This is a genomic window from Streptomyces vulcanius, assembly GCF_042653945.1.
Lineage (GTDB): Bacteria > Actinomycetota > Actinomycetes > Streptomycetales > Streptomycetaceae > Streptomyces > Streptomyces mangrovi.
Window position 1 is genome coordinate 292,137 of record NZ_JBHSFK010000002.1, and the last position, 22,568, is coordinate 314,704.

Here is a 22,568-nt window from a genome sequence, read left to right on the forward strand (position 1 = left end):
GGCCTTCACGCACCCTTCACGGCTACGCGTCCTCGGCCAGTTCCAGCCAGCGCAGTTCCAGTTCCTCGCGCTCGCCGGCGACTTCGCGCAGCTCGGCGTCGAGTTTCGCGACCTTCCCGAAGTCGGTGGCGTTGTCGGCGATCTGGGTGTGCAGCTTGGACTCCCGCTCGGAGATCTTGTCCAACTGCCGCTCGATCTTCTGGAGTTCCTTCTTCGCGGCGCGCTGGTCGGCTGCGCTCTTCTCGGTCGTGGCCGGCTTCGGCGCGACCGCGGGGGCGGAGGCCGCCGCGGCCTCCTCCATCCGCGCCCGGCGCTCCAGGTACTCGTCGATGCCGCGCGGAAGCATCCGCAGGCTGGCGTCGCCCAGCAGCGCGAACACCCGGTCCGTCGTGCGCTCGACGAAGAACCGGTCGTGGGAGATGACGATCATCGAGCCGGGCCAGCCGTCGAGGACGTCCTCCAGCTGGTTGAGGGTCTCGATGTCGAGGTCGTTGGTGGGCTCGTCGAGGAAGAGGACGTTGGGCTCGTCCATCAGCAGCCGCAGCAGCTGGAGGCGGCGGCGCTCACCGCCCGACAGGTCCCCGACCGGCGTCCACTGCTTCTCCTTGGTGAAGCCGAACGTCTCGCACAGCTGCCCGGCGGTCATCTCGCGCCCCTTGCCGAGGTCGACGCGCTCGCGCACCCGCTGGACGGCCTCCAGGACGCGGAGGTTCGGGTCGAGTTCGCCGACCTCCTGGGAGAGATAGGCGAGCTTGACGGTCTTGCCGACGGCGATCCGGCCGGCCACGGGCTGAACCTCGCCCTCGCTGAGCGCGGCCTCCCTCATGGCGCGCAGCAGGGAGGTCTTCCCGGCGCCGTTGACGCCGACGAGGCCGATGCGGTCGCCGGGGCCGAGCTGCCAGGTGACGTGCTTGAGGAGCACCTTGGGACCGGCCTGGACGGAGACGTCCTTGAGGTCGAAGACGGTCTTGCCCAGCCGCGAGGAGGCGAACTTCATCAGCTCGCTGCTGTCGCGCGGCGGCGGGACGTCCTTGATGAGCTCGTTGGCGGCCTCGACGCGGAAGCGGGGCTTGGAGGTGCGCGCGGGGGCGCCTCGGCGCAGCCAGGCCAGCTCCTTGCGGACCAGGTTCTGCCGCTTGACCTCCTCGGTCGCGGCGATGCGCTCCCGCTCGGCACGCGCGAAGACGTAGTCGGAGTAGCCGCCCTCGTACTCGTGGACGTCGCCCCGCTGGACGTCCCACATGCGGGTGCAGACCTGGTCGAGGAACCAGCGGTCGTGCGTCACGCAGACGAGGGCCGAGCGGCGGGCCCGCAGATGGGCGGCGAGCCAGGCGATGCCCTCGACGTCGAGGTGGTTGGTCGGCTCGTCGAGGACGATCAGGTCCTGGTCCTCGATGAGCAGCTTCGCGAGCGCGATACGGCGGCGCTCACCGCCGGAGAGCGGCCCGATGACGGTGTCGAGCCCCTGCGGGAAACCGGGCAGGTCGAGGCCGCCGAACAGTCCCGTCAGCACATCCCTGATCTTGGCGTTGCCCGCCCACTCGTGGTCGGCGAGGTCCCGGATGACCTCGTGCCGTACGGTCGCGGCGGGGTCGAGGGAGTCGTGCTGGGTGAGCACGCCCATGCGCAGCCCGCCGGAGTGGGTCACCCGGCCGGTGTCCGCGTCCTCCAGCTTGGCGAGCATGCGGATCAGCGTGGTCTTGCCGTCGCCGTTGCGCCCGACGACACCGATCCGGTCCCCTTCGGACACGCCGAGCGAGATGCCGTCAAGCAGCGCACGGGTCCCGTACACCTTGCTGACGTTCTCGACATTGACCAGATTGACGGCCATTTTTCTCCTGCCAGGGGGGATCGGTCAGCCTCCCAGCCTAGTGGGCGCGGGTAGGTGACCGATCCCCCGCAGGTCAGCGGGCTGCCGCCGCCCGGACCTCGTCGAGGAGGTCGTACATCGTCTGCCCCGGGCACTCGGTCTGCAGGTAGTCGCGGTGGCCGCCGACCGTCGTCACGTCCTTCGTCACGCCGTTGACCGGGTTGGTGTAGGTGATCTTCGCCTGGGGGTCGAGACCCTTGAAGCGGGAGATCACCTTGATCAGCCGGATCAGCGCGGCCTTGGCCGCGTCCGTCGGCGGCCGGTCCGTCAGCGTGCCGAGGAAGGCGATGCCGAGGTTGCCGGAGTTGTAGCCGCCGGTGTGGAAGGCGGTGACGACGTTGCCGTCCGGGTCGAAGGCGGGGATGACGTCGTCGCCGGAGTAGCGGCCCTCGTAGATCGTGCCCGCCTCGTCGATGAGGAAGTGGTAGCCGATGTCGCCCCAGTCGAGGGTGACCGCGTGGTACTCGTAGATGCCCCGGACGGTCGCGGCAGGGTCGGGGTCGTCGTTGGGCGTGTCCGTGTGGTGCACGGTGATCGACTGCAACGGGTAGTACACCTCGGGCGAGTTGACCTTCCCGTCCTTGTACCGCTTCGACTCGTCGGCGCCCCACGCCGGTCGCGGCAGATAGGGCACGCCGCGTACGCGGGTGGGTTCCGACGGGACGTGGAAGGCGCGGTCGGGGCCGTCCGTGGTGTCGATCGCCAGCGAGCGCACGTCACTCGCGCCGTCCGGGACCTTCAGTTCGTAGGTGGTGGCGTTCCCCGCGACGACGAGCGCCGTTCCTCCGCCGTCGACGGTCGCGCAGCCGCCGGTCACCCCCTGCCATGCCCCGCCGTCGGTGAACCGGATCCCGGCGCCGTCCTGGGCGCCGGTCCAGCGCAGCCCGACGTAGGAGGCGGCGAAGGCGGTGGTGGTCCTGTCGGTGCCGGTCGCGGCCTCGGTCCGGGTGGCGGGGAACTTCTCGGTCTTCGTACCGGAACTTCCGGAGTCGGTCGAGGAGTTGCCCGCCTCGTCGGACTCGTTCGCCGCGAAGACGACCGGGGTCAGCGCGGCACCGGCTGCCACCGCTCCGGCGGCGCCGATCGCGCCGCGACGGGAGAGCGACGGCTTCCTGCGGTGCGAGGGGGTGGGGGGTTCGGACACGGAAGTGGCCCTTCCAGCTGTACGCATGACGGGAGCCCCGCCGGATCACACCACGGCAGGCCCTTGAAACATCAAGGACCCTAGCCGCCCCAACCGCCCCGCCCGTACTCCGATCGCAGTATTTCCTTGTGGAGATCAGGCGAAGAAACGCCTGTGACTCCACGCCCCCGCCCGGTCGCTGACACGGGATCAGCGCCACACAGCCGGCAGCCTGGTTACCGCTGCGGCGCGACGACCGTCGCCCCCGGGGCCGGGCCCGCCGCCACGCGTACGTGCTTGCACGTTCCCGAGGCGGCCAGCGCCTCCGCGATCTCCGTGGCGGCGTCGGCGTCGCGGGCGAGGTGGGCGGTGGTCGGACCCGAGCCCGAGACGAGGGTGGCGAGGGCGCCGGCCGCGCGGCCCGCGGCGAGGGTGTCGGCGAGTTCGGGGAAGAGGGAGAGCGCGGCGGGCTGGAGGTCGTTGGAGACGGCGGCGGCGAGGGCGTCGGGGTCGCCCTTGGCGAGCGCGTCGAGGAGTTCCCGCGAGGCGACGGGCTCGGGGATGTCGAGGCCCTCGCCGAGCCGGTCGAACTCCCGGAAGACCGCCGGGGTCGACAGCCCGCGCGGCGCCATCGCGAACACCCAGTGGAAGGTGCCGCCGGTCTCCAGGGGGGTCAGCCGCTCGCCCCGTCCGGTGCCGAGGGCGGCCCCGCCGACCAGGCTGAACGGGACGTCGCTGCCGAGTTCGGCGCAGATGCCGAGGAGTTCGTCGCGGGACGCGCGCGTGCCCCACAGCGCGTCGCAGGCCAGCAGCGCGCCGGCGCCGTCCGCACTGCCGCCCGCCATGCCGCCGGCGACGGGGATGTCCTTGGCGATGTGGAGGTGCACGGCGGGGTCGATGCCGTACCGCTCGGCGAGCGCGAGCGCCGCGCGGGCGGCGAGGTTGGTGCGGTCCAGGGGGACCTCGGCGGCGTCCGGGCCCTCACAGGTGACGCGGAGTTCGTCGGCGGGCGTCACGGTGACCTCGTCGTAGAGGCCGACGGCCAGGAAGACATTGGCCAGGTCGTGGAAGCCGTCCGCGCGCGCGGCACCCACCGCGAGCTGGACGTTGACCTTGGCGGGCACCCGCACGGTGACACTCACACTCACGCGGCGCTCCCCTGCATGTTCCCGCCCTTGTCGTCGCCCTTGTCGTCGGCCTTGCGCTCGCCTTTGTCGTCGTCCTTGCGCTCGGCCTTGTTGCCGGCCTCGTCGTCGCTTTTGCGCTCGCCCTTGCTCTCGCCCTTGCTCTCGCCCTTGCTCTCGCCCTTGTTGCCGACCTTGTTCTCGGACTCGGCACCGGCCTTGTTCTCCGCGATGCGGGCGAACTCCTCGACGGTGAGGGACTCGCCGCGTGCCTGCGGAGAGACTCCGGCGGCGACCAGGGCCGTCTCGGCGGCGGCGGCGGAACCCGCCCAGCCCGCGAGCGCGGCGCGCAGCGTCTTGCGGCGCTGGGCGAACGCCGCGTCCACGACGGCGAAGACCTCCCGCTTCGACGCGGTGGTCCTGACCGGCTCGGTGCGGCGGGTGAGCGAGACGAGCCCGCTGTCGACGTTCGGGGCCGGCCAGAAGACCGTGCGGCCGATGGCTCCGGCCCGCTTGACCTCGGCGTACCAGTTGGCCTTGACGGACGGGACGCCGTACACCTTCGAGCCGGGCGGGGCGGCGAGCCGGTCGGCGACCTCGGACTGGACCATCACGAGGGTGCGCTCGATGCTCGGGAAGGTGTCGAGCATATGGAGGAGGACGGGCACGGCGACGTTGTACGGCAGGTTCGCGACGAGTGCGGTCGGGGCGGGGCCCGGCAGGCCGTCGGAGGTGACCTGCATCGCGTCGGAGTGCACCAGCGCGAAGCGCTCCGCGCGCCCCGGCATGCGCGCCGTGATCGTCGCGGGCAGCGCGCCGGCGAGGACGTCGTCGATCTCGACGGCCGTGACCCGCTCGGCGACCTCCAGCAGCGCGAGGGTGAGGGAGCCGAGGCCCGGTCCCACCTCCACGACCACGTCGTCGGGGCGTACCTGCGCGGTACGGACGATTCGGCGGACCGTGTTCGCGTCGATCACGAAGTTCTGACCGCGCTGTTTGGTGGGGCGTACGCCCAGGGCTGCCGCCAGTTCGCGGATGTCGGCGGGGCCCAGAAGGGCGTCGGGGTCGGTGCTGCTCACCGCACCAGGGTACGGGGGATACCGCTAGAGCCGTCCGCCGCAGTGGGGCCACGGGCTCGCGCCCCTCTTCACATACAGCTTCTTCGCTCGGAAGGTCTGTTCCGAGGCCGGGGCGTCCTGGGGGCGGCCGGTGCCGCCGAGGCTCTGCCAGGTGTGGGTGTCGAACTGGTAGAGGCCGCCGTACGTGCCCGAGGGGTCCACGGCGCCCGGACGGCCGCCGGACTCGCAGGCGGCGAGGCTCTGCCAGTTCAGGCCGTCGGCGCCCTGCACGGAGGCCGGCAGCGCCTTGGTACCGACCCTCACCACCTGGGTGCGCGGCTCGCGCACGGTCTCGGTCCCGATCCGCCTCGGGCGCTGCTTCACGCCGTTGACGGTGCGCAGGGAGTAGGTGATGCGGCGCAGGCCCGGCTGTCCGGCCTGTTCGACGACCTCCGTGCCCTTGAAGAGGGAGGCGTCGGGCGTGCGCCGGACGTCGTACGGGATCGCCTCCTCGCGGATCTCCTGGGTGCCGGTGATCCGCAGGACCGTGACGGTCTGGCCGTCGCGCGGGAAGCTGCCGGAGTCCACGGAGGTGGCGTCCTGGCCGCGCAGGGTGATCCCGGCCTCCTCGACCGCCTCGCCGACGGTCGCCGCGGTGGTGCGGATCGTGCGGGCCCGGCCGTCGGCCATGACGGTCACGGCGCGCTCGGTGCGTACGTCCAGCGCGAGCCCCGCGCGTGCGATGCGCCGGGTGCGCGCGACGGAGAGGTAGGCGCCGTCCGCCCGTACCCCGAACTGTTCGAGCGCCTCCTCCACCGTGCGGGCCGTCGTCCACACGTCGTGCCGCTGTCCGTCCAGGGTGAGCCGTACGGGGCGCCCGTAGTGGACCGCGACCTCGTCGCCGCTGGACAGTTCGGTGCCGGGGGCGGGTGAGACGACGTCGTGCGCGCCCAGTCCCACGCCCTCGTCGGCCAGCAGCTCGGTGACGTCGTCGGCGAAGGTGTGCAGAGTGCGTGAGTTGCCGTCGACGGTCAGCTCGACCGCCTTGTCCTCGGCGACGAAGGCGGTCGTGCCGCCGGCCAGGAAGGCGACGACGAGGGCCTGCGGGAGCAGCCGGCGGATGGTCGACTCGGGGCGCTCGGCGGTGCGCGCCCGGCGCCGGCGCGACCCGATGGGCGCGGGTGCCGGTGGCGGTGGCGGCTGTTGCGGAAGTGTCGGCTCGGGTTCCTCGTAGGCCGGCCGGTAGGTGTCGTCGTACGCCCCGGGGGCCGCGTACACGCCATAGGCCAGCGTCTCGGCGCTGTGCACGTCGACGTACTCGGGGTGCTCGGGGTGCTCGGGGTACTGCACATCCGCCAGGTGCTGGGAATTGCTCACGCCGACACGCTCCAGGGGTCCGGATCGGGCCCCCAGAACCTAGCGGAGCATTCGTCACTCTCCAAAGCGACGCGGCTACCCAGAGTCGTGTTCGAGTGGGTCGGCGAGGGGTCAGTAGCCGAACGCGCGGGCCGTGTTGGCCGCCAGCGCCGTCGCCAGGCTGTCCTCGTCGGTGCCCCGTACTGCGGCCATGGCGCGCACGGTGACCGGGATCAGGTAGGGGGCGTTGGGCCGGCCCCGGTAGGGCGCGGGGGTGAGGAACGGGGCGTCGGTCTCCACCAGGACCAGCTCGCGCGGGGCGACGGCGAGGGCGTCGCGCAGTTGCTGGGCGTTCTTGAAGGTGACGTTGCCGGCGAAGGACATGAAGTACCCGGCGCGGGCGCAGATCTCGGCCATCTCGGCATCGCCGGAGTAGCAGTGGAAGACGGTGCGCTCGGGGGCGCCCTCCTCCTTCAGCACGCGCAGGACGTCGGCGTGGGCGTCGCGGTCGTGGATGACGAGGGCCTTGCCGTGCCGCTTGGCGATCTCGATGTGGGCGCGGAAGGAGCGCTCCTGCGCCTCCTTGCCCTCGGGGCCGGTGCGGAAGTAGTCCAGGCCCGTCTCGCCGACGCCCCTGACGTGCGGAAGGGCGGCCAGGCGGTCGATCTCGGCGAGCGCCTCGTCGAGCGCCGACGCGCCCCCCGGCTCGCGCGCGCCCTGCCGGGACCAGCCGTCGGGGTCTCCGTGCACGATGCGCGGCGCCTCGTTCGGGTGCAGGGCGACCGTCGCGTGGACGTTGTCGTACGCGGCGGCCGTCTCGGCGGCCCACCGCGAGCCCTTGATGTCGCAGCCGACCTGCACGACCGTCGTCACCCCGACGGACGCGGCCTTCGCGAGGCCCTCCGCCACCGTTGCGGACTGCATGTCGAGGTGGGTGTGGGAGTCGGCGACGGGCACCCGCAGGGGCTCCGGGAGCGGCGGCGCCGCTTTCTGGTCGGCGTTCGAAGGCATGCCCCGATCCTACGAAAGGGGCACGCCCCGCCACCGCCCGCGGTCGGCCCTCAGCTCGCCTTGCGCTGGAAGGCGTGCAGGAGGTCGGACAGGTGCCAGTGATGCTCGCCGCTGGTCTGCGCCGGGATCTCGGACGCCTCCGCCCCGGGCCCCGTCACCGGTCCCGCCGGGCGCTGCTGCCGGGCCGCGCTCTGCACCGACGACACCTGTCCGGCGCGCATGATGCGCAGCACGTGGCCGTCGCAGTTCTGGCACGCGGGGCGGCTCAGCGGGGACGGCACGACGCGGCCGTCGGCGACGTACTGGACGAACTCGTGGCCGCCGCCGTCGATGTGGTGCTCTATCGCGTACGCCTGCTCCCACCCGTGGCCGCAGCGCATGCAGGCGAAGGAATACGACTCGTTGACCACGGCGGTCGCCCCGTTGCGAAGGCCGGTGTGCCCTGTGATCTCACTCATGGCCAGCTCCTGGTTGTCCACTGGAGGGAACGGTTCACGTCCCTCACCCAGTGGATGCTCCAGGAGGGTGCGAATGCACCCGACCTGTGCAGTGTTGAAGGCGATTTGGGCGTTTCTTGCCCTGGCACCCCGCGCCCTTGACCCGCGCATGGGGCGCACGCTCATCCGGCATGCGCCCTGCTCAGAGAGGGTGTGAGCGTCTTCACAACACCCCCGGGAACCTCACCGTCCCCCGGCGTTCTTCGCCGCCACGACCGCGTCGAAAACCGTCCTCTTCGGCAGCCCGGCCTCCGCCGCGACCGCCGCGATGGCCTCCTTGCGCCGCTCCCCCGCCTCCTCGCGCACCCGCACCCGCCGCACCAGTTCCCCGGCGTCCAGTTCCTCGGGCCCGCGCTCGGGTGCGCCCGAGACGACGACGGTGATCTCGCCGCGCACCCCCTCGGCCGCCCACTCCGCGAGCTCGCCGAGCGGACCGCGCCTGACCTCCTCGTACGTCTTCGTCAGCTCGCGGCACACGGCGGCGCGCCGGTCGGGGCCGAATACCTCGGCCATCGCGGCGAGGGTGTCGTCGAGCCGGTGCGGTGCCTCGAAGTAGACCATCGTGCGGCGCTCGTCCGAGACCTCGCGCAGCCGCGACAGCCGCTCGCCGGCCTTCCGCGGCAGGAAGCCCTCGAAGCAGAACCGGTCGACGGGCAGCCCGGACAGCGCGAGCGCGGTCAGCACGGCGGACGGCCCGGGGACGGCGGTGACCCGTATGCCGTGCTCCACGGCCGCCGCGACCAGCCGGTAGCCGGGGTCGGAGACCGACGGCATGCCGGCGTCGGTCACCAGCAGCACGCGCGCGCCGCCGCGCAGTTCCTCGACCAGCTCGGGCGTACGGGCCGTCTCGTTGCCCTCGAAGTACGACACCACCCGCCCCTTGGGCGTCACCCCGAGCGCCTGGGTCAGCCGGCGCAGCCGACGGGTGTCCTCCGCGGCCACCACGTCGGCCCCGCCCAACTCCTCGGCGAGCCGGGGCGGGGCGTCGGAGATGTCACCGATGGGGGTGCCGGCGAGGACCAGGGTTCCGGGAGCAACTGTCACGTTTCCATCCTCGCAGGGCCGACCCACGGGACTCGCACAGACCTGTTCCCTACGATGGCGCGGTGACCAGTACTGCGTCTTCCATGGATTCCATGGATTCCACGGACTCCCCGGACTCCCCGGACTCCACGGAGTCCACAGGCTCCACGGGCTCCGCTGACCACCGGCCCGCGCCCCGCCCCGACGACCGTCGGCCGTCGTCGTGGCAGCTGCGGCTGCGCCGTTTCGGCTACACGACGGAGCCCGCAGGCGACGTACGGGAACGGCTGCTGCCGCCGTACGTGGAGCCCAGTCCGAGGATCTGGCAGGTGCTGGGGCTGCCGCCGACGTGGGCGGACCGGATCGCGCGCTGGTCGGGCTGGGGCGGCCCGCTGCTGGTCACGCTGATGGCGGGCGTGCTGCGGTTCTGGAACCTGGGCAACCCGAAGAAGGTGATATTCGACGAGACGTACTACGCCAAGGACGCGTGGGCGCTCGTCCACCGCGGGTTCGAGGTCAACTGGGACAAGAACGCCAACGACCTGGTCCTCTCCTCGAACGGCCACCTCCCGATCCCGACCGACGCGGCGTACGTCGTGCATCCGCCGGTCGGCAAGTACGTGATCGGGCTCGGCGAGCTGATGTTCGGGTTCAACCCGTTCGGCTGGCGGTTCATGACGGCCGTGCTCGGCACGCTCAGCGTGCTGCTGCTGTGCCGGATCGGCCGCCGGATCTTCCGCTCCACGTTCCTGGGCTGCCTCGCGGGCGCGCTGATGGCGGTGGACGGGCTGGCCTTCGTGATGAGCCGCACCTCGCTGCTCGACGGGGTGCTGATGTTCTTCGTGCTGGCGGCGTTCGGTGCGCTGGTCGTGGACCGCGACAAGGCGCGCGAGCGGCTCGCGGCGGCGCTGCCGCCCGACGTGACCGGCCGCTACCGCCCCGACGCGCACATCGCGCAGACCCTGAGCCTCGGTCTGCGGCCCTGGCGCTGGGTGGCCGGCCTGATGCTGGGCCTGGCCATCGGCACGAAGTGGAACGCCCTGTACATCACGGTCGGGTTCATCCTGCTGACCCTGCTGTGGGATGTCGGCTCGCGCCGGGTGGCCGGCGCGCGGCACCCGTACCGGGCGGTGCTGCGGCGCGACACGGGCCTCGCGTTCCTGGCCACCGTGCCGGTCGCGCTGGTCACGTACCTGGTGTCGTGGACGGGCTGGATCCTCTCCCCCAGCGACGGCTCGGGCGGCTACTACCGCAACTGGGCGGCCACCGACGGCAAGGGCGGCAGCTGGACCTGGCTGTTCCCGGACTGGTGGCGCAGCCTGTGGCACTACGAGCACGAGGTGTACGAGTTCCACACGCATCTGACCTCGCCGCACACCTACCAGTCGAACCCGTGGAGCTGGCTCGTCCTGGGCCGCCCGGTCTCGTTCTTCTACGAGTCCCCCGCGCCCGGCAAGGACGGCTGCCCGACGGACGCGGGCGAGAAGTGCGCGCGCGAGGTGCTCGCCATGGGCACCCCGCTGCTGTGGTGGGCGGCCTGCTTCGCCGTCGCCTACGTCCTGTGGCGCTGGCTGTTCCGCCGCGACTGGCGGGCCGGCGCCATCGCCTGCGGCATCGCGGCCGGCTATCTGCCCTGGTTCATGTACCAGGAACGCACGATCTTCCTCTTCTACGCCGTCGTCTTCCTGCCCTTCCTGTGTCTGGCGGTGGCGATGATGATCGGCGCGATCGTCGGCCCGCCGGGCTCGAGCGACACCCGACGCGTCGCGGGAGCGACGGGCGCGGGCGTCCTGGTCCTCCTGATCGCCTGGAACTTCATCTACTTCTGGCCCCTGTACACCGGCACCGCCATCCCGATCGACAACTGGCGTTCACGGATGTGGATGGATACCTGGGTTTGACAGCGGGTGTTAACGATTCCGGCAACTCCTGCCTCATCACCACCCTTTCTGCTTACTGTGAGCCCCGGAACGGGGAGGTTCACACATGCGCAGAGGGGCAAAGGCAGCCATAGTCGGTTCGGTGTTCGCCGTGATGGTAGGCGGGGCCGGGTACGGCGCCTTCAACATCGTGAACGCGGTGAGCGGGGGGTCGGGGACGGGCGGCGGGCCCGCGCCCGTGAAGACGGGGCCGCCGAGCGCCTCGGAGGTGAAGGACACCGCCGCGAAGTTCTTCGCGGCCTGGGAGAAGGGCCGGCCCGCGGCGGCCGCCGAGCTCACCAACAACGCGACGAAGGCGGAGACGCTGCTGTCGTCGTACAGCGACACCGCGCACATCTCCGGCGTGAGCATCACGCCCGGTACGGCGGTCGGCACCACCGTGCCGTACGGCGTCAGGGCGACCGTGTCGTACGACGGGAAGTCGAAGCCGCTCTCCTACAAGAGCGAGCTGACCGTGGTGCGCGGGGTCACCACCGGGAAGGCGCTGGTGGACTGGCAGCCGTCGGTCGTCCATCCCGAACTCAAGGACATGGACGACACCCTGGTCACCGGCGAGTCGTCGGCGCCGCCGGTGGAGGCCGTGGACCGGGACGGCACGGTCCTGACGAAGGAGAAGTACCCCTCCCTGGGGCCGATCCTGGACGAGCTGCGCGCCAAGTACGGCGCCAAGGCGGGCGGTACGGCCGGCATCGAGCTGGCCATCCATCACGCGGCCCCGGAGAGCGCCGACACCCCGCTGCTGACCCTCGCCGAGGGCAAGCCGGGCCGGCTGCGCACGACGCTCAGCGCGGGCGTGCAGGCGGCGGCGGAGAAGGCGGTGTCCAAGTACTCCCAGTCCTCGGTGGTGGCCCTCAGACCGAGCACCGGCGAGGTGCTGGCGGTCGCCAACAACCGGGACGACGGCTTCAACGCGGCCTTCCTCGGGGAGGTGGCGCCCGGCTCCACCATGAAGATCCTCAGCGCGGCCACGTTCATCGACAACGGGATCACCACCGCGAACGGCCCGGCGCCCTGTCCGGCGGACGCGGTGTGGCAGAGCCAGACCTTCCACAACATCGACGGCATGCAGCCGAACGAGAAGGCGACCCTCTCCGAGAGCTTCGCCCGCTCCTGCAACACCGCGTTCATCAAGTACGCGGACGACGTGAAGGTCGACACCCTCACCGACGAGGCCCGCGACCGCTTCGGCATCGGCCTCGACTGGAAGACCGGCATCCCGTCCTTCGACGGTTCCGTCCCCGCCTCCGGCGGCCCCGACACGGCGGCCAACCTGATCGGGCAGGGCCAGGTGCAGATGAACCCGCTGAACATGGCGTCGGTGACGGCGACCGCGATGACGGGCGCCTTCCGGCAGCCGGTGCTCGTGCCGCAGAGCCTCGACGACCGTGAACTCGCACGCGCGCGTGGGCTGTCGGCAAGCACCGTCCAGCAGCTGCGCGGCATGATGAACCGCACCGCGACCAGCGGCACCGCGGCCCAGGTGATGTCCGGTCTCGGCGGCAGCATCGGCGCGAAGACCGGTTCCGCGGAGGTCGACGGACAGGCCAAGTCCAACAGCTGGTTCACCGGATACCACAACGACCTGGCCGCGGCGGCCATGGTGCAGGACGGCGGCCACGGCGTGGACGCGTCCGGCCCGATCGTCGCGCAGGTGCTGCGCGCGAACTGACACCAGCTGAACACCAGGTGACCGATGGGTGGCTGACGTCACACGTGACGTCACCCCCACAGGACGGGACTCTAGGGTGGTTGCCGTCGTTGGGGTGAGTGAGGGCAACGAGGGTACTGGGGCGTGGGGAACCCCCTGGGGATCCGGAGGATCTGAGCAGTGGGCAAGCGAAGGCGCGTCGACGAGCGACGCAAGAAACGACGACCCGCGGTCGTCGGCGGGATGATCGCCGTGGTCGTCGGCGGCGCGGGGTTCGGGGTGTACGCGCTCTACGGCGGCGGCGCCGCGGCCGAGGACGGTACGCCGGCGGCGAAGAAGCCCGCGGTCAGGACCGGCCCGCTGTCGGCGACCGAAGTCACCACCGCCGCACGGACGTTCCTCGCGTCGTGGCAGCAGGGCAGGGTCGCGCAGGCCGCCGCCGGCACCGACGACTCGACGGCCGCGACCGCCCTGCTCACCGGCTACACCAAGGACGCCCACATCACCGGCGTCACCCTCACACCCGGCACGCGTACGGGCGACAAGGTGCCGTTCTCGGTGAAGGGCACGGTGACGTACAAGAAGGTCAGCAAGCCGGTGTCGTACTCCAGCGCGCTGACCGTCGTACGGCGGGCGAAGGACGGCAAGGCGCTGGTCGACTGGCACGCGTCCGTGGTGCACCCCGACCTCGCCGACGGCGACACCCTGGTGACCGGCGAGGCCGGCGATCCGCCGGTCAAGGCGCTGGACCGGGACGGCGGCGAGATCACGACGGCCAAGTACCCGTCCCTGGGCACGGTGCTGGACGGGCTGCGCGAGAAGTACGGCAAGAAGGCGGGCGGTACGGCGGGCGTCGAGCTGCGGGTGGTGCGCGGCAAGGCGTCGAAGGCGAAGAAGGCCTCCGACAAGACGCTGATGGAGCTGAGCAAGGGCACGCCGGGCACGGTGAGGACGACACTGAGCCCGACGATGCAGGCCGCGGCCGAGCGGCAGGTGGCGCAGCGCTCGCGCGCGTCGGTCGTGATGCTGCGGCCGTCGACCGGCGAGGTCCTGGCGGTGGCCAACAGCAGCCACGGCTTCAACGTCGCCCTCCAGGGCTCCCTCGCGCCCGGCTCCACGATGAAGGTCATCACCTCCTCGCTGCTCATCGAGAAGGACCTCGCGTCGGTGGACAAGTCGCACCCGTGCCCGAAGTACTTCACGTACGGCGGCTGGAAGTTCCAGAACGACGACAAGTTCGAGATCAAGGGCGGCACGTTCAAGGCGAGTTTCGCGCGCTCCTGCAACACGGCCTTCATCAGCCAGGCGGGCAAGGTCGACAACGACAGCCTGACCAAGCAGGCGCAGCAGGTGTTCGGCCTGTCGATGAACAACTGGGCGATCGGCGTGCCCACCTTCGACGGCTCGGTGCCGGTGCAGTCGGCGGCGCAGAAGGCGGCGTCGCTGATCGGGCAGGGCGGGGTCCGGATGAACCCGCTGAACATGGCGTCGGTCGCGGCGACCGTGAAGTCCGGCACCTTCCACCAGCCGTACCTGGTCGCCAGGTCGGTCGACGACCGCACCTTCGCGACGGCCTCGCGCGCGATGTCGTCGGCCACCCTCTCCCAGCTCCGCGAGCTGATGAACTACACCGCCGCGTACGGCACGGCGGCGGAGGCGATGTCCGGCCTCGGCCCCGACGACGGCGCCAAGACCGGCTCCGCCGAGGTCGACGGCCAGTCCAAGCCGAACGGCTGGTTCACCGCCTACCGCGGCGACCTGGCGGGCGCGGGCGTGGTCCAGGCGGGCGGCCACGGCGGCGACACGGCGGGCCCGATCGTGGCGTCCCTGCTGAAGCTGGGGGGCTGAGCAGCCGAGGCCCCCGAAGGCTCAGTGGGCGACCGGCGCCGCCGCCATGTAGGTGCGGCGCAGGAAGCGCAGAAGGGCCTTGGTCTCGAACTGGACGACCGAGACGCCGCGCGCGGAGTGGAACTCGACGACGGCCTGGACGCGCCCGCAGGGCCAGACCCGGACGTCTCCGGTGCCGGTGGGGGCGCGCAGGCCCTGTTCGAGGAGCGTGCGGGAGAACGTCCACTCGTGGCGGCCGGGGAGGCGGACCCGCACCGCGCGCGGGTCGTCCTCGGGGTCGTAGCGCAGTACGACGGGGACGGCCGCGCGTTCCTCGCCCACCAGGTCCTCGTCCGTGACGATATGTGCTCGCGCGTACTGTTCGACTACGGGCATCGACCGGCCCTCTCACGCTGCGTTACCTGTGTGGAAGCTGTGTGTTCGCTCCCCTCCCAATGTCGCACATTTTCCGGAACGCGCGCTTCCGGCCAGGCATATCTCACATGTGCGATACACGGAAACCGACGACCAACTCGCTCTTGCGAACCATTCGCATTAAGCCACTATCATCGAACGGTGCACGTACCCGACGGATTCATCAACGCCCCGACCTCCGCCGTGACCGGAGTCGTCGCCGCGGGCGCCATCGCCGTGAGCCTGCGCGGTGCGCGCCGTGAGCTCGACGAGAGGACGGCGCCGCTGGCCGGCCTGGTCGCGGCGTTCATCTTCGCCGTGCAGATGCTGAACTTCCCCGTCGCGGCGGGAACCAGCGGCCATCTGCTCGGCGGCGCGCTCGCCGCGATACTCGTGGGCCCCTACACAGGGGTCCTGTGTGTGTCCGTGGTGCTGCTGATGCAGGGCATCCTCTTCGCCGACGGCGGCCTGACCGCGCTCGGCGTGAACATCACCGACATGGCGATCGTGACGACGGTCGTGGCGTACGCCGTCTTCCGCGGCCTGGTGAAGGTGCTGCCGCGCACCCGCGGCTCGATCACCGCCGCCACCTTCGTCTCCGCGCTGCTCTCCGTGCCGGCGGCCGCCCTCGCCTTCACCCTCCTCTACTGGGTCGGCGGTACCACCGACATCGCGATCGGCAAGGTCGCCACCGCGATGATCGGCGTGCACGTACTGATCGGCATCGGCGAGGCCGCGATCACCGCGCTGACGGTGGGCGCCGTCGTCGCCGTACGCCCGGACCTCGTGTACGGCGCCCGTGACCTGCGGCAGAAGCTCCAGTTGCGGGTGAACGGCGAACTCGTCGACACGCCCGCGCCCACGCCGGCGCCCGTCGCGGCGCGCACCTCCCGGCGCACGCTGTGGGTGACCGGTCTGGTCACCTCCCTGGTCCTCGCCGGCTTCGTCAGCTTCTACGCCTCCGCGAACCCCGACGGCCTGGAGAAGGTCGCCGCCGACAAGGGCATCGACACGAAGACCGAGGAGCACGCGAACGCCGGCTCCCCGCTCGCCGACTACGGCGTGAAGGACGTCGAGAACGCCCGGCTGTCCGGCGGACTCGCGGGCGTGATCGGCGTCGGCGTGACCGTCGTCGCGGGCAGTGCGGTGTTCTGGGCGGTGCGCAGGCGCCGTACGGACGACGTGTCGCCGGCGTCGACCACCAGCGGCGTCTGATGGGTGCGGGCCACGCGCACCGGCTCTACCGGCACGGGCACTCGCCCGTGCACGCCCTGCCGCCGCACACCAAGCTCGCCGCGACGTTCGCCTTCGTGGTGGTCGTGGTCTCGACGCCGCGGGAGGCGATGTGGGCGTTCGGCCTGTACGCCGTCCTGCTCGGCCTGGTCGCGTGGCACGCGCGCGTACCCGCCGGTTTCCTGCTCAAACGGCTGCTGATCGAGGTGCCGTTCGTCGCGTTCGCCGTGCTGATGCCGTTCGTGGCGGAGGGCGAGCGGGTGGACGTCCTCGGGCTGTCGTTGAGCGTCAACGGCCTCTGGGGCGCCTGGAACGTCCTCGCCAAGGGCACGCTGGGCGTCGCGGCGTCCGTCCTCCTGGCGTCCACCACCGAGCTGCGCGAGCTGCTCCTTGGGCTCCAGCGGCTGAAACTGCCCCCGCTGCTGGTGCAGATCGCGTCCTTCATGATCCGCTACGGCGATGTCATCACGGACGAGATGCGGCGCATGCGGATCGCGCGGGAGTCGCGCGGGTTCGAGGCGCGGGGTGTCCGGCACTGGGGAGTGCTCGCGAAGTCGGCGGGCGCCCTCTTCATCCGCTCCTACGAGCGCGGCGAGCGCGTGCACCTGGCCATGGTGAGCCGGGGGTACGCCGGTGCGATGCCGGTGATCGACGAGGTGACGGCGTCCCGGGCGCAGTGGACGTACGCGCTGGCCCTCCCGTTCGCCGCGCTGACGGTCTGCGTGCTGGGATGGGTGCTGTGACTGACGTTTCCCTGGAGGTCTCCGGCCTCGCCTTCGCCTATCCCGACGGCCACCAGGCCCTGTTCGGCGTCGATTTCACGGTCGCGCGCGGCGAACGGGTCGCGCTGCTCGGCCCGAACGGCGCCGGCAAGACGACCCTCGTCCTGCACCTCAACGGCATCCTGACCGGCGGCGCGGGCGAGGTGAAGGTCGCCGGCCTCCCGGTCGGCAAGGCGCACATGGCCGAGATCCGCCGCAAGGTCGGCATCGTCTTCCAGGACCCGGACGACCAGCTGTTCATGCCGTCGGTCCGCGAGGACGTGGCGTTCGGCCCGGCGGCGGCCGGTCTGAAGGGCGCGGAGCTGGAGGACCGGGTGGACCGGGCCCTCGCCCAGGTCGGCATGTCCGATTTCAAGTCCCGCCCCCCGCACCACCTCTCCTTCGGCCAGCGCCGCAGGGTCGCCGTCGCGACGGTGCTGGCCATGGAACCGGAGATCCTCGTCCTGGACGAGCCGTCCTCCAACCTCGACCCCGCCTCGCGCCGCGAACTGGCCGACATCCTGCGCTCGTTGGACGTCACGGTCCTCATGGTCACCCATGACCTCCCCTACGCCCTCGAACTGTGCCCGCGTGCCCTGATCCTCAGCGAGGGCGTGATCGCGGCGGACGGCCGCACGGCCGGTCTGCTGTCCGACGACACCCTCATGCGCACGCACCGGCTCGAGCTGCCCTTCGGCTTCGACCCGCGATCCGTGAGCACGGGCACAATGGGAGTGTGACCAACCAGGAGACCGAGGGCTCACTGCGGCTCGACGACCAACTGTGCTTCGCGCTGTACGCGGCCCAGCGTGCGGTGACGTCCGCGTACCGTCCGCTCCTCGACGAGCTCGGGCTCACCTACCCCCAGTACCTGGTCCTGCTGGTGCTGTGGGAGCGCGGCGAGATCCCGGTCAAGGACCTGGCGGCGGCCCTGCGCCTGGACTACGGCACGATGTCGCCGTTGCTGAAGCGCCTGGAGGCGGCCGGCCTGGTGCGCCGCGACCGCTCCCCCCACGACGAGCGCTCGGTCCTCGTCACCTGCACGCCCCGGGCCCAGGACCTGAAGTCCCGCGCGACCCGGGTCCCCGCGGCCCTCCTCGCCTCCACGGGACTCGACCTCCCCACGGTCGCCCGTCTGCGCGAAGAACTCCGGGACCTCGCGGAGAAGGCCCAGGGAGCGGCGGAACAGGCCCGCTGAGGACCGGAACCATGGGGTGCCATGTGCGCGTCAGATCAGCGTGTTGAGCGAGGTCTGACGGGGGTCACGATGAGCAGGCGACATGTGGACCACTGGCGCCAGGGCGTCGGCACCCTCCTCCACGAGGCCTTCGTACGCCACCTGCGAGACGCGTCACTCACCAGCGGCGTCCTGGAGGCCTGGGAACGCAACACCCGGGCCCAGTCCTCCTACACCCACCACGGCTGGCACCCGGACGGCCCCACCCGCCCCGGCCCGGGCGAAGCGAACTACGTCCGCATGCGCCTCACGCCGTACCCCCCTGCCCCATGACGCCGTACGGCCCCACCTCCCTCACGACAGAGCGGCTGCTCCTGCGTCCCGTCCAGGAAGCGGACGTGCCGGCGATGGCACGGCTGTGGACCGACGTGGAGGTCCGGCGGTATCTGGGCGGGCCGCTCGGCGAGGACGTGGTGCGGGTGCGCGGGGCTTGGTGTCTGGGGGCCGTGGGGCTGTTCGCCGTGGCACGGCGGGCGGACGGTGTGGTGCTGGGGTCCGTGTTCGTGGATCCGGGGGGCCGGGAGGGGCGGACGGAGATTTCGTATCAGCTGCTGCCGGAGTGGTGGGGGCGCGGCTATGCCGGTGAGGCGGTGGGCGCGGTGGTCGGACGGGCCCTGGCAGAGGTGCCGGGTGGTGTGGTGGCTGTGACGCAGGCCGCCGATGTGCGGTCCCGGCGGCTGCTCGAGCGGCTCGGGGCGGTGCCGGTGGACCGGTTCGTCGAGTGGGACTCCGCCCAGGTGATGTACCGCTTCGACGGGTGACCCCGCCCGACCTCGTGTTACCGCCGGTTGCTACCCCCTGGTAGATGCCGACCTCCCTACCGGCCGGTACCTTGTGCACGATGTAATTTGGGCAAGCTGTGGGGGAGGTCCCGCCGTGAGTGAAGGCGCTGCCGTCGACACCCGTCCGACGAAGATCATGTATGTCGCCGAGGCGACCGCACACGGGGGCCGGGACGGGTATGTGACCAGTCAGGACGGGCAGATCGAGCTGAAGGTGGCGATGCCGCCGCAAATGGGCGGGGACGGCAACGGCACCAACCCGGAGCAGCTCTTCGCGGCCGGGTACAGCTCCTGCTTCCACAACGCGCTCATCCTCGTCGGCAACCGAGCCGGGTACGACCTCACCGGGTCGACGGTCGCGGCCAAGGTCGGGATCGGACCGAACAAGACCAAGGGGTACGGCCTCGCCGTCGCGCTCAGTGTGTCGCTGCCCGTCCTCGACGCCGACCTCGCCGCCAAGCTGGTGGACGCGGCGCACGAGGTGTGCCCGTACTCGAACGCCACCCGCGGCAACATCGACGTGACGATCCTGCTGGGCTGAGCTTCCGGCCGGCACCCCAGGAATCCAAGGCACCGGCGCCGTGTTTCACTCACTGTCGTAAGCGAGTGAAAGGGCCCGGCGTGGATCTGATCGTGAACGGTGAGGTGACCGACGGGTTCGAACCGGTCCGGGACGCGTTCGTACGGAACTTCGAGACGCTCGGCGACCGGGGCGCCGCCGTGGCCGTCTACCGGGACGGGCACAAGGTCGTCGACCTGTGGGGCGGCACCCGGGACGTCGACGGCACAGCCCCCTGGGAGCACGGCACCGCGCAGATCGTGCGCTCCGCGACCAAGGGCGTCGCCGCCGCCGTACTCCTGCTGCTGCACCAGCGCGGGGAGCTGGACCTGGACGCGCCGGTGGGGGCGTACTGGCCCGAGTACAAGGCGGCGGGCAAGGACCGGACCCTCGTACGGCATCTGCTCGCGCACCGGGCCGGCGTGCCCGCCCTCGACCGGCCGCTGACGCCCGCGGAGGCCGCCGATCCGGACCTCGGCGCGGCGGCGGTCGCGGCGCAGCCCCCCGCCTGGGAGCCGGGCACGGACCACGGCTACCACGCCCAGACGTACAGCTGGCTGACCGGGGAGGTCGTCCGGCGGGTCACCGGCCGGCCGATCGGCGAGTGGATCGCCGAGGAGATCGCCGGACCGGTCGGCGCGGACCTGTGGCTCGGCCTGCCGGCGGCGCACAGCGCACGCGCGGGACGTGTGGGGCAGATCGCCGCGCCGACGCAGACCGGAGGTCTCCGCACCCGCCCCAAACGGTCCGTCGCCGAGGCCTACGCCGACCCCGGCTCCCTCACCAGCCGCGCCTTCGCCGCGATCACCCCCATGCCCGACGAGAACGACCCCGCCTACCGCGCCGCCGCCCTCCCCGCCTCCAACGGCATCGCCACCGCCGACGGTTTGGCCCGCTTCTACGCCTCGCTGATCGGCGAAGTCGACGGCGGGGTGCGTCTGTTCACGCCGGAGACGGTGGAAGTGGCGCGCGGGGAGCGGTCGGCGGGCCCGGACCGGGTGCTGGTCGTGAACACCCGGTTCGGCCTCGGCTACATGCTGCACGGCGGCGCGTCCCCGCTCCTGTCCCCCGCCTCCTTCGGCCACCCGGGCCGCGGCGGCGCCCTCGGGCTCGCCGACCCCGAGTCCGGTATCGCCTTCGGCTATGTCACCAACGGCTTCCGTACGAGCGTGACGGCCGACCCGCGCGCCCAGGCCCTGCTGCAAGCGGTACGGCTCACACGTTGATCGGGTGCGAGGTCCGCCCCGACGCCCCGTCGATCTCCCCGTGGGCCTTGGTCAGCAGCTGCATGGCGATCTCGTTGAGGGCACGGGCACCGGCTATCTCCTCGCCGACCCGGGGCTGGTCGGCGTCGATGCGGTGCCGGCTGGCGTGCCCGTGGGCCCGGATCTCGGTGCCGTCGGGCAACCGCACCAGCGCCGCCGCGCGCGTGTGCAGCCCGTCCTCCTCGAACTCCAGCTCGACATGCCATCCCACGACGGTGTGCGTCATGACGACCACCTCCGGAATCCCTGCGTCCAGACGTCCAGGCTTCCAGGGTGCTCCTCGGAACTCCCCATCGCACACCCCCCGGCCGGAAACATCGTTGCGGACGGGCTCAGGCGCGCACTAGCGTCGCGGTCATGACTGCCGGGTCGGCCATGGGCCACGCACGCGTGAGGCACCCGGCCACGGCGTGACCACCAGGCGGGCGCGAGGCCCGCCGCTCCCCTCCGTGATCCCGACACCAAGAACACCAGGAACCCCCCTCACGGATCCGGGAGAAACCCGCTCACATGACCACGTCCGTACAGCTCGACCACCACGCCGTGTACGCCACCGACCGCCGGCTGTCGGCGGAGTTCCTGGCGGCGATCCTCGGCCTCGCCGTCGGCGCCCCCTTCGGCCCCTTCCTCCCCGTCGACCTCGGCAACGGCGTCACGCTCGACTACTACGAGAAGCGCGACGAGCCGATCCAGTCCCAGCACTACGCGTTCCTCGTCCCGGAGGAGCAGTTCGACGGCATGATCGCCCGACTGGAGGCGGTCGGCGTGACGTACTACGCCGACCCCCACCACACCGAACCCGGCCGCACCAACCAGCTGTTCGGCGGCCGGGGCGCGTACTTCGCCGACCCCGACGGCCACAACATCGAGATCCTGACCCGCCCGTACGTACGCCCGTAACCGTCCCCGGCAGCGCTTACCCGCCTGCGACGATCAGGCGGTATCCGTAGTCCATGCTCTGCCGGCCAAGGAGGTCGGCGTGGCGGTGGTGCCAGTCGCCGGAGGCGAGGTCGGCGCGGAGCCGGGCGATCGCCGGCTCCACGACGGAGGGCGGCAGCTGGGCGAAGGTGGAGCTGGCCTGCCGGATGACCGGGTCGAGGTAGCACTCCGGCCGGCGCCAGTGGGCGCACTGGAAGCCGTCGGTGAAGTCGTGCGGGATGGCAAACGGCAGCACGGTGTGCGCGTCGAGCGCGTCGAGCGCGTCGGCGACCTCGGCCAGCGGGGTGAAGCGGGCATGGTCCATCTCACGGATCTCCGGCAGGTACTCCTCGAGCAGCCACAGCTCCGGCCGGTGGTCCGGGTCCCAGGTGAAGACGACCTGCCTGCGGGCGACGCGACGCAGTTCGGCGAGTCCGCGGTGCAGGTCGGGCCAGTGATGGACGGTCAGGATGGCCATGGCCGCGTCGAAGGAGCCGTCCGCGAACGGTAAGGCCTCGGCCAGGGCCTTCACCTTCCTCGCCCCGGGGTGTTGGTCGAGCATGACCTGGGATGGATCGACAGCGGTCACGCTGACGCCCTCAGGCTCGTAGGAGCCGGTCCCGGCACCGACGTTGACGACGGTGCGGGCGCCTTCCAGCGCCTGGCCGATCAAGGCGTGCAGTCGGGCATCAGGCCGTCGGATGTCCCTGTAGCCAATGCCGATGCGGTCGTAGGTCGCCGACGGACGGTCGGCAGCTTCGGTGTCCATGGGGCAAGCCCAGCAGAGCGAAGGGGCGGAAGACCAGCGATTCGGCGTGAGCCGGACGTGATGTTCCCACCGAGCGTGGCCGAGCGTGCGGCGACCCGCGCGAAAGAGCTGCCGTACGCACGGGCATCCGACTCCATGCCCCAGCGCGGACGT

Annotated in this window: 23 protein-coding genes; 12 read left to right on the forward strand and 11 right to left on the reverse strand. The window is 71.5% G+C overall.

Features of this window, described 5'->3' with window-relative positions:
* Positions 1–22: 22 nt before the first annotated feature.
* The 8 genes from ACFPIH_RS03760 to rsmI all read right to left on the reverse strand — a co-directional run bounded on the left by ACFPIH_RS03760 (position 23) and on the right by rsmI (position 9,083).
* Complete coding sequence (locus ACFPIH_RS03760; protein ID WP_381168123.1) at positions 23–1,831, reverse strand: ABC-F family ATP-binding cassette domain-containing protein; 1,809 nt, start codon at positions 1,829–1,831, stop codon at positions 23–25.
* 73 nt (positions 1,832–1,904) lie between these two features.
* Positions 1,905–3,014 carry an N-acetylmuramoyl-L-alanine amidase gene (locus ACFPIH_RS03765; RefSeq protein WP_381168125.1) on the reverse strand — a complete coding sequence of 370 codons (1,110 nt, stop codon included), beginning with the start codon at positions 3,012–3,014 and terminating at the stop codon, positions 1,905–1,907.
* Positions 3,015–3,229: 215 nt separating this feature from the next.
* Positions 3,230–4,135, reverse strand: a complete 906-nt coding sequence (locus ACFPIH_RS03770; protein WP_381168487.1) for a 4-(cytidine 5'-diphospho)-2-C-methyl-D-erythritol kinase — start codon at positions 4,133–4,135, stop codon at positions 3,230–3,232.
* Between the two features lie 2 nt (positions 4,136–4,137).
* Entirely contained in the window at positions 4,138–5,196 is a 1,059-nt protein-coding gene (rsmA, locus tag ACFPIH_RS03775) for a 16S rRNA (adenine(1518)-N(6)/adenine(1519)-N(6))-dimethyltransferase RsmA (protein WP_381168127.1), read from the reverse strand.
* Positions 5,197–5,220: 24 nt separating this feature from the next.
* Complete coding sequence (locus ACFPIH_RS03780; protein WP_381168129.1) at positions 5,221–6,552, reverse strand: ubiquitin-like domain-containing protein; 1,332 nt, start codon at positions 6,550–6,552, stop codon at positions 5,221–5,223.
* A gap of 111 nt (positions 6,553–6,663) precedes the next feature.
* On the reverse strand, positions 6,664–7,542 hold the full coding sequence (locus ACFPIH_RS03785; RefSeq protein ID WP_381168131.1) for a TatD family hydrolase: 879 nt from the start codon (positions 7,540–7,542) through the stop codon (positions 6,664–6,666).
* 50 nt (positions 7,543–7,592) lie between these two features.
* Positions 7,593–8,000 (reverse strand): hypothetical protein, encoded by a 408-nt coding sequence (locus ACFPIH_RS03790; protein WP_381168133.1) that lies wholly within the window; start codon positions 7,998–8,000, stop codon positions 7,593–7,595.
* Between the two features lie 222 nt (positions 8,001–8,222).
* Positions 8,223–9,083: a 16S rRNA (cytidine(1402)-2'-O)-methyltransferase gene (rsmI, locus tag ACFPIH_RS03795; RefSeq protein WP_381168135.1), complete on the reverse strand. Its 861-nt coding sequence runs from the start codon at positions 9,081–9,083 to the stop codon at positions 8,223–8,225.
* 92 nt (positions 9,084–9,175) lie between these two features.
* Here rsmI and ACFPIH_RS03800 point away from each other — a divergent pair, with 92 nt between their 5' ends.
* The 3 genes from ACFPIH_RS03800 (at position 9,176) to ACFPIH_RS03810 (ending at position 14,498) form a co-directional block, all read left to right on the forward strand.
* Positions 9,176–10,963, forward strand: coding sequence for a dolichyl-phosphate-mannose--protein mannosyltransferase (locus ACFPIH_RS03800; RefSeq protein WP_381168137.1), 1,788 nt, complete (start codon positions 9,176–9,178; stop codon positions 10,961–10,963).
* An 85-nt stretch (positions 10,964–11,048) separates the two neighbouring features.
* Positions 11,049–12,671 carry a penicillin-binding transpeptidase domain-containing protein gene (locus ACFPIH_RS03805; protein ID WP_381168138.1) on the forward strand — a complete coding sequence of 541 codons (1,623 nt, stop codon included), beginning with the start codon at positions 11,049–11,051 and terminating at the stop codon, positions 12,669–12,671.
* 159 nt (positions 12,672–12,830) lie between these two features.
* Positions 12,831–14,498 carry a penicillin-binding transpeptidase domain-containing protein gene (locus ACFPIH_RS03810; RefSeq protein ID WP_381168140.1) on the forward strand — a complete coding sequence of 556 codons (1,668 nt, stop codon included), beginning with the start codon at positions 12,831–12,833 and terminating at the stop codon, positions 14,496–14,498.
* 21 nt (positions 14,499–14,519) lie between these two features.
* Here ACFPIH_RS03810 and ACFPIH_RS03815 read toward each other — a convergent pair whose 3' ends face one another.
* Entirely contained in the window at positions 14,520–14,873 is a 354-nt protein-coding gene (locus ACFPIH_RS03815) for an SsgA family sporulation/cell division regulator (RefSeq protein ID WP_381168142.1), read from the reverse strand.
* Between the two features lie 180 nt (positions 14,874–15,053).
* Between ACFPIH_RS03815 and ACFPIH_RS03820 the strand changes: the two genes are divergently transcribed.
* From ACFPIH_RS03820 to ACFPIH_RS03855, 8 genes are all read left to right on the forward strand, one after another.
* Positions 15,054–16,106, forward strand: coding sequence for an energy-coupling factor ABC transporter permease (locus ACFPIH_RS03820; protein ID WP_381168144.1), 1,053 nt, complete (start codon positions 15,054–15,056; stop codon positions 16,104–16,106).
* The gene (cbiQ, locus tag ACFPIH_RS03825) at positions 16,106–16,867 is read left to right on the forward strand and encodes a cobalt ECF transporter T component CbiQ (protein WP_381168146.1); all 762 of its coding nucleotides are present in this window, start codon (positions 16,106–16,108) and stop codon (positions 16,865–16,867) included. The genes ACFPIH_RS03820 and cbiQ overlap by 1 nt, the downstream gene beginning before the upstream one ends.
* Positions 16,855–17,625, forward strand: a complete 771-nt coding sequence (locus ACFPIH_RS03830) for an energy-coupling factor ABC transporter ATP-binding protein (protein ID WP_381168148.1) — start codon at positions 16,855–16,857, stop codon at positions 17,623–17,625. The genes cbiQ and ACFPIH_RS03830 overlap by 13 nt, the downstream gene beginning before the upstream one ends.
* Positions 17,622–18,083: a MarR family winged helix-turn-helix transcriptional regulator gene (locus tag ACFPIH_RS03835; protein ID WP_381168150.1), complete on the forward strand. Its 462-nt coding sequence runs from the start codon at positions 17,622–17,624 to the stop codon at positions 18,081–18,083. Before ACFPIH_RS03830 ends, ACFPIH_RS03835 begins: the two co-directional genes overlap by 4 nt.
* 69 nt (positions 18,084–18,152) lie before the next feature.
* A complete protein-coding gene (locus tag ACFPIH_RS03840) occupies positions 18,153–18,395 on the forward strand; it encodes a GNAT family N-acetyltransferase (RefSeq protein ID WP_381168152.1) in 243 nt (80 codons plus the stop codon).
* Positions 18,392–18,883 carry a GNAT family N-acetyltransferase gene (locus ACFPIH_RS03845; RefSeq protein WP_381168154.1) on the forward strand — a complete coding sequence of 164 codons (492 nt, stop codon included), beginning with the start codon at positions 18,392–18,394 and terminating at the stop codon, positions 18,881–18,883. Before ACFPIH_RS03840 ends, ACFPIH_RS03845 begins: the two co-directional genes overlap by 4 nt.
* A gap of 115 nt (positions 18,884–18,998) precedes the next feature.
* Positions 18,999–19,445, forward strand: a complete 447-nt coding sequence (locus tag ACFPIH_RS03850; RefSeq protein WP_381168156.1) for an organic hydroperoxide resistance protein — start codon at positions 18,999–19,001, stop codon at positions 19,443–19,445.
* An 86-nt stretch (positions 19,446–19,531) separates the two neighbouring features.
* On the forward strand, positions 19,532–20,689 hold the full coding sequence (locus ACFPIH_RS03855; protein WP_381168490.1) for a serine hydrolase domain-containing protein: 1,158 nt from the start codon (positions 19,532–19,534) through the stop codon (positions 20,687–20,689).
* Here ACFPIH_RS03855 and ACFPIH_RS03860 read toward each other — a convergent pair.
* Positions 20,679–20,954 (reverse strand): DUF1876 domain-containing protein, encoded by a 276-nt coding sequence (locus ACFPIH_RS03860; protein WP_381168158.1) that lies wholly within the window; start codon positions 20,952–20,954, stop codon positions 20,679–20,681. The two genes, ACFPIH_RS03855 and ACFPIH_RS03860, sit on opposite strands and share 11 nt — an antisense overlap.
* Positions 20,955–21,238: 284 nt before the next feature.
* Between ACFPIH_RS03860 and ACFPIH_RS03865 the strand changes: the two genes are divergently transcribed.
* Entirely contained in the window at positions 21,239–21,628 is a 390-nt protein-coding gene (locus tag ACFPIH_RS03865; protein ID WP_381168160.1) for a VOC family protein, read from the forward strand.
* A gap of 16 nt (positions 21,629–21,644) precedes the next feature.
* Here ACFPIH_RS03865 and ACFPIH_RS03870 read toward each other — a convergent pair whose 3' ends face one another.
* Positions 21,645–22,415 carry a class I SAM-dependent methyltransferase gene (locus tag ACFPIH_RS03870; RefSeq protein ID WP_381168162.1) on the reverse strand — a complete coding sequence of 257 codons (771 nt, stop codon included), beginning with the start codon at positions 22,413–22,415 and terminating at the stop codon, positions 21,645–21,647.
* Positions 22,416–22,568 lie beyond the last annotated feature (153 nt).